General features: G+C 52.3%; 10 protein-coding genes and 1 riboswitch. Of the genes, 6 read left to right on the top strand and 4 right to left on the bottom strand.

Annotated features, from left to right (window positions below; all coding sequences use genetic code 11):
- Window positions 1–16: 16 nt before the first annotated feature.
- The 6 genes from ftsA (at window position 17) to ACR64Q_RS22250 (ending at window position 8,604) form a co-directional block, all read left to right on the top strand.
- Window positions 17–1,243, top strand: a complete 1,227-nt coding sequence (gene ftsA, locus ACR64Q_RS22275) for a cell division protein FtsA (RefSeq protein ID WP_020483769.1) — start codon at window positions 17–19, stop codon at window positions 1,241–1,243.
- A 23-nt stretch (window positions 1,244–1,266) separates the two neighbouring features.
- On the top strand, window positions 1,267–2,427 hold the full coding sequence (gene ftsZ, locus ACR64Q_RS22270; RefSeq protein WP_020483770.1) for a cell division protein FtsZ: 1,161 nt from the start codon (window positions 1,267–1,269) through the stop codon (window positions 2,425–2,427).
- 108 nt (window positions 2,428–2,535) lie between these two features.
- Window positions 2,536–3,462, top strand: coding sequence for a UDP-3-O-acyl-N-acetylglucosamine deacetylase (gene lpxC, locus ACR64Q_RS22265; protein WP_026602972.1), 927 nt, complete (start codon window positions 2,536–2,538; stop codon window positions 3,460–3,462).
- Window positions 3,463–3,883: 421 nt separating this feature from the next.
- Window positions 3,884–3,958: riboswitch (cyclic di-GMP riboswitch) on the top strand.
- A gap of 445 nt (window positions 3,959–4,403) precedes the next feature.
- A complete protein-coding gene (locus ACR64Q_RS22260; RefSeq protein WP_026602971.1) occupies window positions 4,404–5,153 on the top strand; it encodes a VPLPA-CTERM sorting domain-containing protein in 750 nt (249 codons plus the stop codon).
- A 195-nt stretch (window positions 5,154–5,348) separates the two neighbouring features.
- Complete coding sequence (locus ACR64Q_RS22255; RefSeq protein ID WP_313733180.1) at window positions 5,349–6,185, top strand: hypothetical protein; 837 nt, start codon at window positions 5,349–5,351, stop codon at window positions 6,183–6,185.
- Between the two features lie 217 nt (window positions 6,186–6,402).
- Window positions 6,403–8,604 carry a cytochrome-c peroxidase gene (locus tag ACR64Q_RS22250; protein ID WP_313733179.1) on the top strand — a complete coding sequence of 734 codons (2,202 nt, stop codon included), beginning with the start codon at window positions 6,403–6,405 and terminating at the stop codon, window positions 8,602–8,604.
- A gap of 251 nt (window positions 8,605–8,855) precedes the next feature.
- On the opposite strand, the gene ACR64Q_RS22245 is transcribed toward ACR64Q_RS22250, so the two are convergent.
- Genes ACR64Q_RS22245 through ACR64Q_RS22230 form a run of 4 tightly spaced genes read right to left on the bottom strand, consistent with a single transcriptional unit; the run spans window position 8,856 to window position 12,803 of the window.
- A complete protein-coding gene (locus ACR64Q_RS22245; protein WP_026602968.1) occupies window positions 8,856–9,323 on the bottom strand; it encodes a DciA family protein in 468 nt (155 codons plus the stop codon).
- Window positions 9,320–10,969 carry a hypothetical protein gene (locus ACR64Q_RS22240; RefSeq protein ID WP_313733178.1) on the bottom strand — a complete coding sequence of 550 codons (1,650 nt, stop codon included), beginning with the start codon at window positions 10,967–10,969 and terminating at the stop codon, window positions 9,320–9,322. Before ACR64Q_RS22240 ends, ACR64Q_RS22245 begins: the two co-directional genes overlap by 4 nt.
- Before the next feature lie 25 nt (window positions 10,970–10,994).
- Window positions 10,995–11,360, bottom strand: coding sequence for a DMT family transporter (locus tag ACR64Q_RS22235; protein WP_026602966.1), 366 nt, complete (start codon window positions 11,358–11,360; stop codon window positions 10,995–10,997).
- 3 nt (window positions 11,361–11,363) lie between these two features.
- Window positions 11,364–12,803, bottom strand: coding sequence for a UbiA family prenyltransferase (locus ACR64Q_RS22230; RefSeq protein ID WP_026602965.1), 1,440 nt, complete (start codon window positions 12,801–12,803; stop codon window positions 11,364–11,366).
- Window positions 12,804–12,891 lie beyond the last annotated feature (88 nt).

The following is a 12,891-nucleotide window of genomic DNA, read 5'->3' as shown; positions in this document are numbered from 1 at the left end:
TTACCGAGCATAAACAATGGCCAAAAAGACAGATCGAAATTTATTAGTGGGGCTGGATATAGGCACGTCGAAAGTCGCTGCCATCGTCGGTGAATACCGAGGTGGCGACGAAATCGAAGTGATCGGTATCGGCACCGCACCGTCCAAGGGCCTGAAAAAAGGCATCGTGGTCAATCTGGAATCGACCGTGCATTCCATCCAACGGGCGATTGAGGAAGCCGAATTAATGGCGGGTTGCCAGATCAAATCGGTGTTTGCCGGTATCGCCGGCAGCCATATCAAAAGCCTGAATTCACACGGCATAGTGGCGATCAAGGAAAAGGAAGTCACCCAACACGACATCGATAGAGTAATCGATTCGGCGCGGGCGGTGGCGATTCCGGCCGATCAGAAGATCCTGCACATCCTGCCGCAGGAGTTTGTGATCGACCAACAGGAAGGCATCAAAGAGCCGATCGGCATGTCCGGCATTCGTTTGGAAGCCAAGGTGCACATGGTCACCAGCAGTGTCAGCGCCGAACAGAACATCGTCAAATGCATCCGCAAATGCGGACTGGATGTGGATGACATCGTGTTGGAACAACTGGCTTCCTGCGCGGCGGTTTTGACCGACGACGAGAAAGACTTGGGGGTGTGTCTGATCGACATCGGCGGCGGCACCACCGATATTGCGATTTTCTCGGAAGGTGCGATCAAGCATACAGCGGTGATTCCCATCGCCGGCGATCAAGTCACCAACGACATCGCCGTGGCGCTGAGGACGCCGACCAAAAACGCGGAGGAAATCAAACGCCAATACGCTTGCGCGTTGACGCAATTGGCCGATCCGCAACAAACCATCGCGGTCCCCAGCATCGGCGACCGTGAGCCGCGCAAGATCTCCGCGCAAAACCTGGCGGAAATTGTCGAGCCGCGTTACGAAGAATTAATGCTGCTGGTACAAGCAGAGTTAAGAAGAAGTGGGTATGAAGATTTAATTGCGGCCGGCATGGTAATTACCGGAGGCAGTTCGCAAGTAAGAGGATTGGTCGAGTTGGCGGAGGAAATATTCCATATGCCGGTTCGCATGGGTGTACCGCTGCATGTATCCGGCTTGACCGATGTAGCGGAAAACCCGATTTATTCGACCGCGGTGGGTTTGTTGCTGTATGGCAAGGATCATCACGGCCGGGCGTTAGGCATGAACGATGATGGCGCGGATCTGTTATCAAAAATCAAGAGCTGGTTTCAAGGAAATTTTTAATTTTTTGTCTGGAGGGTGTGAAAATGAAATATGAATTATTGGATAGTAGCGGCACCGCGGTTATCAAGGTCATCGGCGTCGGTGGTGGTGGTGGCAACGCGGTTAATCACATGGTGGAAGATGGTATCGACGGCGTGCAATTTATCTGTGCCAACACCGATGCCCAAGCCCTGCGGGAAATGAGCGTAGAGTCCATTGTGCAACTGGGTGTAGAACTAACCAAGGGCCTGGGAGCAGGCACTCGTCCTGAAGTAGGCAGAGCCGCAGCGGAAGAAAATCGCGACCGCATCCGCGAAGTAATTGCTGGCGCCGACATGGTATTCCTGACTGCCGGCATGGGCGGCGGTACCGGTACTGGTGCTATCGCGGTATTTGCCGAAGTAGCCAAAGAACTGGGCGTACTGACCGTAGCCGTCGTATCCAAACCTTTTGATTTTGAAGGTTCCAAGAAAAAAGGCGTGGCCGATGCCGGCTTGCGCGAACTGGAAAAACTGGTCGATTCATTGATCATCATTCCAAACCAAAAATTGCTGCCGACTTTGGGCAACAATAAATCGCTGGTGGAAGCGTTCCGAGCGGCTAACGACGTATTGCGCGATGCGGTGCAAGGTATTACCGAGCTGATTACTCACCCAGGCCTGATGAACGTCGACTTCGCCGACGTCAAAACCGTGATGTCCAATATGGGCAGCGCGATCATGGGTACTGGCGTCGCCAGCGGCGAAAACCGCGCGCGTTTGGCAGCAGAAAAAGCCATTGCCTGCCCTTTGTTGGACGACAACAATCTGCAAGGCGCACGCGGTATTTTGGTGAACGTTACCTCCAACGGCGACTTGGGCTTGAACGAGTTCGACGAAATCGGCAGCATCATGCATGCATTCGCTTCCGAAGACGCCGACATGAAAATCGGTATGGCGGTCAATCCAGCCATGGGTCAGGAAATTAAGGTCACCGTCGTCGCCACCGGCATGGGCGAAAAAGCCAAGCAAGCCGCTTCGCCAATCAGCTTGGTGAAAAAAGTCGCGGCCGGCGAGATCAATTACGATCAATTGGACAAACCGACCATCGTCCGCCAGCAAAAACAGGAATCGGCTCGGGAATCTCGCTTTGGCGCGCAACCTAGAAACGATGTGGACCTGGATTACTTGGACGTACCGGCCTTCTTGAGACGCCAAGCAGACTAAGGGTCGCTTGCGGCACGTCTATGAGGCAGCTGAGCCAAGTTCGGGGGGAGCTATCGCATAATCTGTGATAGACTCCCCGACTTTGTTTTACCTATTTGTCGGCATTTCATGATTAAACAGCGTACTTTAAAAAACACCATCAGAGCCACCGGCGTCGGTTTGCATACCGGCGATAAGGTCTATCTGACCCTGCACCCCTCCGAGCCCGATACCGGCATCCGTTTTCGCCGCGTGGATTTGGAAACTCCGGTGATGATAGCCGCGCGCCCAGAAAATGTTGGCGAAACCAAGCTGTCCACGACTTTGGTCCGCGACGGCGTTAAGGTGTCCACCGTCGAACATTTGCTGTCGGCTTTGGCCGGCTTGGGCATAGACAACGCGATTGTCGATGTCAGCGCCGCCGAAGTACCGATTATGGATGGCAGCGCCGGACCATTTGTGTTTCTGTTGCAATCGGCTGGCGTGGTCGAGCAGGATGTCCCCAAGCAATACATCCGCATCAAACGGGCAATCCGCGTGGAAGACGGCGATAAATGGGCCGCGTTCGAACCGTTCGATGGCTTTAAAGTCACCTTTACCATCGATTTCGAACATCCGGCGTTTTCCGAACATCTAAAAACCGCTGTGATGGACTTTTCTTCGACTACGTTTGTGAAGGAAGTCAGCCGGGCCCGCACTTTCGGTTTTATGAAGGACATCGAGTTTTTGCGTGAAAACAATCTGGCGCTGGGCGGCAGCCTGGATAACGCCATCGTGGTGGACGACGACAAAGTATTGAACGAAGACGGTCTGCGTTATGCCGACGAATTTGTGAAACACAAAATCCTCGATGCCATCGGCGACTTATATTTGCTGGGCTACAGCCTGATCGGCGAATATCAAGGCTTCAAATCCGGCCACGCGCTGAACAACAAGTTGTTGCTAAGTCTAATGAACGACAAAGACGCCTGGGAAATGGTGACTTTCGAAAATGCCGAAGAAGCACCCATATCCTTCATGCATTCCGCGCAAACTTCGGCTAGAGCTACCGGCTAAGACCAACCCCGCCAAATACCCGGAATAAACGGCGGAGGCCCAAGCCTCCCCGTCCCTTCCAGCCAATTTTTAAAGAATTTTCCAGCTAATATTGCCCTAAATGAGTAGCCATGGCCCTTTCAGAAATGGCCGACTCTCTAGGCTGGCTCTAATTCATCTGCTCATCCCGATGGCAAAGTCTATCCCTGCAAAAAGTAAGGGATATAACTCAAAATACGTGAAATAACTCATCCCCTAGTATTAAAGCCAGCTGGAGCCCCGGAAAACAGCCACGCTTATTGCAGCCCCACCATCTCAAAGCAAACCATTTATCCCCTTGTTTTATATATAAATATTCATACAAAAAAGCTGACCACCCACACTTAGCGTTATTCTGGCGCATATTTTGCTTAGCTATTAATGCTGCACCCTCTGGGCGCAGCCAACAAGTCGCCACACTCGTCGCAAGGCGGGGCCGGAAAGCTGCGGATCTGATTCAGATAGTCGAGCTACCTCTTTTGAGCAGGCAAGAGAAGGGATTAGCGGGTCGATATGGAAACGACGACAACTATCCCCTAGCAGTCGCTCACTGGTCAGGAATAGTTTGTTATATCACCTGATTGGTCTGAACCCATTGTTTAACACACTGTGCAAACTAGCCCGGTATTTCAAACTCTTTGGACTGCTTCTCTCGCAAACATAGCGCGGCATGATCAATCCGGGAATATTGAAATACTTAGTGGTTTTAAGACCGTTCAAATTGCGCGGGAAGCCGTTGGTCAAACGGCCAGCCCTAGGCCCTTACCGTACGAACAGGATCGAACAGTAAGAGCCTGGCATCGCGGCAGCGGGCACATGTGCGTTAGACAACAACTCGTAAAGGGAAATACGAAACCTTGAATGTCGCCGGTAGAGACTACCGGTAAAAATCTACGTCTTACTCTATTTAAAGGAATTGAATTATGTCTGTTAACACTAGAAATGCCCAAACCTTAAAAAAGGTGGCTGCAACACTTGCCATTTCACTTTTAGGCCTAAGCAGCGCACAGGCCGAGGTCGTAAACGGAACCATCTATAAGACCGTCGACCCGGTTCACGGCGCCGGTACCACAATCGATTTCTATTCGTTTTCGTTGTCATCGGCTGCCAATGTTGTCATCGATGTGCTGGCGAATGAAGGCTACGCAGCGGGCTGGGGCGCACATCCCGGCGCCTATGTCGATATCAACGGCGACGGCGAACTAACCCTGGCGGATAGCCAATTCCGCATTTTTCAGGATACGGTCTCACTCACTACGGAAATAGTCAGCGGCGACGACAGTCCAGCCTACACCATACCTGGCAATACCGGCGGATGGGCCGACGGCAGCTTGTTGAGCCGAGACTCCTATCTGGCGACTGCTTTGGACGTAGGCAATTACATTATTGCTTTTGGAGATTACTCTCTCACCATTGAAGAAGCCGTGCTGGGTTTCAATAAGGGCGACACGATTACCGGTGCAACTGGCCTCAACCCTGTAACTGGCACCACAGGTCAGGATCATTTTGACTATCAAATAACCCTTACCGCTAACGACTACGTCACTGGAGCCAACCTGCCTTTAACCATAACTGCACAGGGCGTTAGCGCAGTACCGGTGCCAGGGGCCGTTTGGTTGTTTGGTTCTGCGTTAGCGGGATTAGGCGTATTCGGCAAACGCCGCACCGCATAAACCACAGGGAGTAAGAGCGAGTAGGTAAACCGACATCAGCTATCGACTTACCCCTCGCAATGCATATTAAAACTTTGGAATCGTCCACTTTTGGCTGCCAGGCCCGAAACACCTCAGACGAATCCAGATTAAACAGCAACTTAAATCTACCACAATCGTAAACCGCGATGTGGTGGATATTGGAGACACTCAAAAATGAACATCGATTTACAAAACATTTTCAAAATCACCCTATCTTCCGCTGCCTTATCCTTTGCCTTCGCTCAACCCGCCGCGGCGGCTTGGACAGGTGCCGATAACACCCTTGAGTTGGGCACTAGCATCTCAAACCCCAGTTTCAATTCCAGCAATCTGGGCTTCGCGGGCAATCCGGCTCTGTCCAACGATGGCTGGGGCATGCAAGGCGCATTTACCAACTTCTATCTAAGCTCATCAGCCCAATCCGTGACCGTAGACGCGCGCTCATCCGCTGCAAACTTTCCGGCGTTTTCAATCTTCAGAACCAATGTGGCTTATTCGGGCGAAACGGTCGGCGTCGATACACCGGCAGAGCTAACCGGCCAAATCCATAAATTCAACTCGGTCGGCCAAGCCGGAGATCCAGGCATCATCTGGGCAACAGGCGCTGACGGCATTGTCGAAACGCTGGGCTACGTCAGTTCCTCCAGCAAAAACTACGTTAACTCGTTCGGCGGCGTCATCGACTCCGGTGCACACGATGTCAGTATCGACGACCTCTATGAAACCGGCGTATCCGGCTCGACAGGTGTCACCGGTAACCCTGCGTTTGCCAACACCAAAAGATACGCTACCTTGACGCTGAACGATTTGCAGGCCGGCTGGTATGCAGTGTTCGTCGGCGGCGCAGACGTCCTCGGCTCCAGCGCCGGTATCTCCTTGAACATTTCCGCGTCGGCGGCCGCCTCTACATACACCCCACCTGCCGCGGTACCCGTGCCTTCGGCTGTTTGGTTGTTCGGTAGCGCGCTGGCCGGCTTTTTGGGCATAGGCCGAGGCAAACGCAACGCTTAAGCGTTAACCAACACACAAGGAAGCGCTTAAACCCAAAAGACTTAAGCCTGTGTTCGTGTAAATACGGAATTTGGCGAGAGACTTCGCTAAAGGAATAAGGATGGCCGATAAATTACTTGCTGTGGTTTATCGGCCTTTTTTCGTTCACGCCCGCCCGTTGTAAGCGGTTTGGGCAGTATTTTTTCGCCACTTAACCATTTCTCAGTGGAGTTTCACCATGACATTGTTTCGTCATAGCCTATTAGCGATTGTCTTAGCCGGAACTGCGCTGCTCAGTTTCAATGCAGCCGCGTTCGAATTGGCGCTAGGGCCGATGCCGATAAGCCTGAAGCATTTGCCCGTTCCGCCCGTCCCTGGATTATTGGACGGCCCGGACCCTATTGTCGTCAACAAGAATGCCGCGATTGTCTTGGGCAAGGCGCTATTCTGGGATACTAACGTTGGCAGCGACGGCATGGCCTGCGCATCTTGCCACTTTCACGCCGGCGCCGACGGCAGGGTAAAAAATCAGCTTGCACCGGGCGGCCAATCCAGCCCTTTAAGCAACCAAGAATTCAGCAATGCCATGACTGGTGCGTCGTTGGGACCGAATCATACCCTCAGCGCCGGCGACTTCCCGTTACATCAACGAGAAGACCCACTACAGGAACATTCCACGATCCTCTACGACACCGACAATGTAGTCGGTTCGTCCGGTACTTTCGGCGGGGATTTCAGAGCAGTAGACCGCTACACCGCCCCTAACGACTCGTGCAGCCGCAGCGCCGATAGTCTATTTCATGCCGGCGCCGTCGGCACCCGCAAAGTGACGTCGCGCAACGCGCCCAGCGTCATCAATGCGGTGTTTAATCATCGCAATTTTTGGGACGGTCGCGCCAACAATGTGTTTAACGGCAGCAGCCCCTGGGGCGACCGCGATCCCAACGCCGGCGTCTGGGTAAAACAGAACGCCACGACGCTCAGCAAACAACGCCTGCATTTGCTCAATTCCTCGTTGGCGTCATTAGCGGTAGCTCCACCGCAAAACACCACCGAGATGGCCTGCCGCAACCGGACCTTGATGGAGCTCGGCAGAAAACTGCTGTTACGCCGCCCTTTGCAAAACCAGAAAGTGCATACTGAAGATAGTGTATTAGGACCTTACAGCCTGAATACGAAACCAGGCATGAACACCATGTATAAGCTGCTGGTCATGCAGGCATTCAATCCCAAATACTGGTCGTTCAACGGTAGCACGCCAATTCCGGTACCCAAAGGGTTGGCGCCATACAATCAGACCGAAGCCAACTTTGGGATGTTTTTTGGTCTGGCCATCCAACTGTATGAAAGCACATTGATTTCGGATGAATCGCCCTTCGACAACAGCGCCCGCGACGCCGGCAATCAACCCATAGAGCTAAGCGCTTCGGAGTTGAACGGCTTGAAACAATTCAGAAAAAATCAATGCGCACTCTGCCATCTGGGCCCCAACTTCAGCGCCGCATCGATCAACGCCAACGCAGCCATTGCTAAAACCCATCCAGAAGCATTTGGCGAGCCGGCCTTCTACATCAGCGCATCAACCAATGTGGTGAATCGCATCCCCTTGTTTATCCAAAACGCGCCAGTCACGGCGTTTTTCGATACCGGCTTCTCCTCCACCGGGGTAACCGAGGCAGCCGCTGATATTGGCGTGGGCGGCATCGACGACTTCGGCAACCCGTTATCGTTCAGCCGGCAATATTTACAGTATCTGGCGGGGAATAGCGCCGGCGTGCTGGAAGAGGATGTCGAGAAAGTCCGCGCCTGCGATTTTCAGGAGGCGCTTGCCCTAAATCTGAAGCTGCCTTATTCACTGCCGAGTTTGTTTGCGATTACCGACGGCATAAGACCCCAGCCGCAAAGTACGGAAAACTGTTTTCTACCGGCCAGCAATGCCTTTTTGCCCACCACAGCTGCCGCTTTAGCGGAGTTGAACAAGCCCAACAGCAAGAAAATGGTTGCCGCCGTCGATTCGACATTTAAAATACCGTCGCTACGAAATATCGAGTTAACCGGACCGTACATGCACAACGGCAGCATGGCCACGCTGGAACAAGCGATAGAGTTTTATTCGCGAGGCGGGAACTTCGCCTACGACAGCAAGCAAGTTACTCGGGTGTTTCCGCAGCCCAATTTACAACTGGATGCACAAAACCGAGCCGACCTGATCGCCTTCCTGAAGACCCTGACGGATGACAGAGTCCGGTACGAAAAAGCGCCCTTCGATCATCCTGAAATCAAAATACCTCATGGTCACGTGGGCACTGAGCAGGCAGTAAGCGGTGGCAATCCGCTGGCCAGCGTTCTCGCTAAAGATCAATTCCTGACCATTGAAGCGGTTGGCGCGCAAGGCAACTCATCGCCGATACGGCCTTTCGAAGAATATTTGGCACCATAGCGGGCTTAAACTTCAATCCACAGTCACCGGCTTTGGCCGGTGACTTCTGAAAACGGCGAGATTAAAATCATCGGGGTCTTTATCTCAAAACGCTAGGCTGCAAGTGCAGCCCCTGACTACTAGCCGCAATCAATCCCTCAGAGCGCTCATTCTGAGCTTATTCCAGTTTGATAGTAGATCCGACAACTGCGGCCAAAGCAGCCGTATGTTTTTTAGGGTGATCGCCCATATCTACGAAGCAAGCTGACTACCTACCTGCCTTCCATCAATCGCTTGTTAAGTGTCGCCCCTAAGCGCGCCAGAGCTGCGCCCAACACGTCTAGCTCATCGCCTCGCTGCGCTTGATCGCAAATCAAACCGATATTTTCAACCGACGGTAAACACGGCACGCGTTTCGGCTGAACCGGCTCGGCTATCGGCGGAACGATGCGCACTTGCAATCGGACAATATAGGGATGCCCTGCGCCATGCAACTTGTCTAAAATCGCTCGATTGAAAAACCGTATTTGCGATGCCCAGCTGGCCGAATCGCAGTACAACAGCAGCTGCGAACCGGAGGCCACGCAATGTACGGCGTGCGGGGCAATATCAGCCGGTAACGCCGTTCTAACAATAGCAAGCAAGGCTTGTTGCTTGGTAATTTGCGCCAAACACAGATTCAGCTGCTTGTTGTCAAAATCCAGCGCAGTTTTAAATGCATTTTTGCGATAGCGAGTCATAGCGCATCCATTTGCTGGATGCCGACTTTTGAATATTCCAGAATCAGGCCCTGTTGATCATTTTTAATAATTTGCCAGCCTTTTGCCGCTACTTGCCGCTCATCAACGGCTGACAAAGGCAAATTTTCAGGCCCCACACCGAATCGGCCCGGAAATAAACCGACGCGTATTGGTCTGCTGCCAGCTTGCTGTTTTATATCGCTGACAGCATCGAGCACTGAAACATACCCATCGCCGGCGGACATGAATGCTCGCATTTCATCGCCCTTTGCCCCAGCCGTAATTGCCTCAATCTGGCGGACTCGTGCGCCGCACTCTATCCGAAATACATGCGCCCAATTAGACACCAAGTAAGTGTCTGCCTGATTGCCGCACAAATAGGCTTTTCCCGTTGAAAATGCCTTCGCCAATTTCGGGTATTCGTTATCGCTATTGCGGAAACTCTCCGAATTGACCGCATAGTTAACATGGAAAAACACCAAGCAGACAGAAATCGCCAACTTGGCCTTCTTCCAGCCATTAAGATGAAGAACGGGCTTCTTGCCATAATCTGCCATCAGCGCAAACATTCCAGCCAATAAAAAGGGGGAATATTGCAGGGTGTGGCGAAGATTAATCAGTTCCCCCCATTGATAGCGGGTACGGGCGGCGACGACCACACAGGATCCCATAGCCAGATAAATCGTTGAAATAGCGAAGGCTTTTTTGCCGGAAGTCGGTAGATTGGACCAGCGGTATTTATAAACCGCGTAGGCAGCGGCGATAATTACCCCCCCGAAACCCAGTAAACCCGGTAGCGACCAAGCCACATAACGGGCACATTCGCTGCAAGCCGTTCCATCCTTTAGCAAAGCCTCGATATAAGTGCGCAGATTCTCGACAAAACCTATCGTGCTTGGCCCCATCAAATACGGATTCGGCGAGCCGAATATCACTATATTTCTGAGTAACAGCGGCGCTACAATCACGGCCATACCGAACATCGTCGCGACAGCCTGTAGCAAAACAGCGCGCCGTTCCCCCGCAGCGCCGCTTAACCAGCCATAACAAAAATATAAAACAATGGTGACCAACAATGCTAAATGGGCATTTCTGATCGCATAAGCCACACCCGCGAGCAAACCGGCGAAGATAAAGCCGGAGATAGACCGCGAATTCAGCATCAAACCAATCACAGCCACCGCTAACCATAAACCGAATACATCGGTCAGCCCCATCAGCGAATGCTTGAGCACACCCGGCGATAACGCAACCAGTCCGGCCAACAGCAAGGAGAGGATGGGACCTATGCTACGGCGAAAACTAAAGAACAATAGCCAAGGCAGCGTGATCGCGGAAAAATGCGCCAGACCTATAGCCGCATCTTTCGCATCGATACCAAAACTGGAAACGGCCGCCAACACCACGGCAAAGCCGATGGGAAACAAGCGATTCTCGATCTGATCCTGGTCGCCCGGCGCCAAGCCATACGGGGTAATCAGCAAGCTGCCGGAATCGAGAAAGTTTCTGGCTTGTTCGATATAACTGGCGCTATCCGGCGTAAACGGAAAACTCGGCGACCTGTAGTGCAAATGCACCATCACCAGTAGCGATATCGCCGACAGAATGAATAATTGATGTAACAGTGCTCTAAGTTGCCAAGTCATACTTGTTAAATATCTCGGAACAGAATTAGGAATTGGCCACCAACCAAACGCCCTCGCAAATCAACAAAATGCCCAAGACGCGGAAAGCGGTGACAGTCTCGCCGAGCAGCATCCCGATCAGCACGGTTAACGCAAAGCCCAAGCCTACTAAGGGATAGGCTTTACTGACATCCCATGATGCCAACACCTTCAACCAAACTATGGCGCCGACGCCGTACAAGGTAAAACCAGCAAACACAAATTTGTTGGTAAATACGATCCAGGGCAGACGCGGCGTCAGCGGCCCGGCCATGGCCTGCTTGACATCCAAACTGGACATACCGAGTTTCAACATGAATTGCGCGGCAACAGACAGCACGATGCTAAAAATGGCGATCAGTAGAATTTGCATGAGTTATTCCCAAGGTAAAAAATGAGCGGCAAGCGTAGCGAATAGCATCAACAGAACTGTCATCCGGCTACCGAAATCGCGAACCGCAAACACCAGCGGGTCATCGTGCATTTCCCCGCGAGCGGTTTTAATCCACAGGCGCGCCAACCAGTAAATCAGGCCTATCGCGACCAACCACAATAGTTGCGGATTTAAGTAACGCGCCTGCGTGTCTGCCGAGGTAATAAACAAACCAAACACCACCACCGCGCACAATGCGGAACTGACGCCCAAGGGCCAAAGCACTACCAGATCCACCGCCCGGTAATCTCGACCGTGCGTGCTTTCTCGCCCCTTTTGTTGTAAGGCCACGAGCTCGGAACAACGCTTGACTAAAGCCAGACTGAAAAAGATAAACACCGAAAACGCCAACAACCAGGAACTGGTCGCTACCGCCGCAGCCACGGAACCGGCAATAATCCTGAGTGTATACAGCAACGAAAGCACCATCACGTCAATCAATACATAGGATTTCAACAGCCATGTGTAAGTAGTGGTGACGAATAAATACAGCAGCAGCATGCCCAAAAAAGCCTGCGATACGGTCAGAGCTAAAACCAGGCCGATCAGCAATAGTCCACAAGCGGCTGCCAGGCCTTTCAGAATGGGCAATTCGGCGCTGGCAAACGGTCTGAATTTCTTGCGTGGATGGTTGCGGTCGCTGTCCAGATCCCACAAATCGTTACCCATATACGTGGCGGAAGCGGCCAAGGAAAACCCGAAAAAGCCCAGCACAACAGTGCCTAGCTTATCCAAATCGTCAAACGAAAAGGCCGTTAACAGCGGTACGAATATCAATAGATTCTTCATCCATTGATGCACCCGCAACGCCCGCAGCCACAAGCGGAGTTGATTGACGCCGGAAGTAAACTCCTGTTCTATCCGGGTATTTGTCCGCACAGTTTTAGCGACGGACTTTGAGGTATTGACCAGTATCGCCGCCTGCGCAGCCTGCCAAATCGGCAAATCGGCCTTGCTGTCGCCCGCATAGACAAAATTAGGCCCCACAGCCTCGCGGATGGCCTCCAGCTTGTTGACGCCTTTTAGGTTATGGTTTTCATCGCTACCTAACACCTTATCGAACAAATCCAGATGCTTGGCAACCGCATCGGCAATATCGGTATGCGCTGCGGTAGCCAGCACCAACTGTCTGCCCCGGCGCTTTTCCGCGCGCAAATACTCCAGCAAATCAGTCCGATAAGGCAAACTCTCGACATCAAGAGACGATGCTTGCGCTACGCGGGTTTTAAAAACTGCCCGCCCCTTCATTAACCAAAACGGCAATTTGAATATAGCGTGCGGCTGCCGTTTGCAGACCTGTAATACCGATTCGACCAGGGTATCGGTGGGCGTCAGCGTGCCATCCAAATCAACGACAAGCGCGGCTAGCGAAGTTTCTGTCATGTTATTTTTCTATAAGGCAATTAATGCAACGCTGAAAAGTCGAAAACACCTGGGCTATCAAACACATTGTAATGTAACAGCAATTCCG

The sequence above is a fragment of the Methylomonas sp. 2F7 genome, assembly GCF_057126975.1.
Note: the sequence above shows the minus strand (reverse complement) of the source record. Positions and strands in the feature narration are given on the sequence as shown.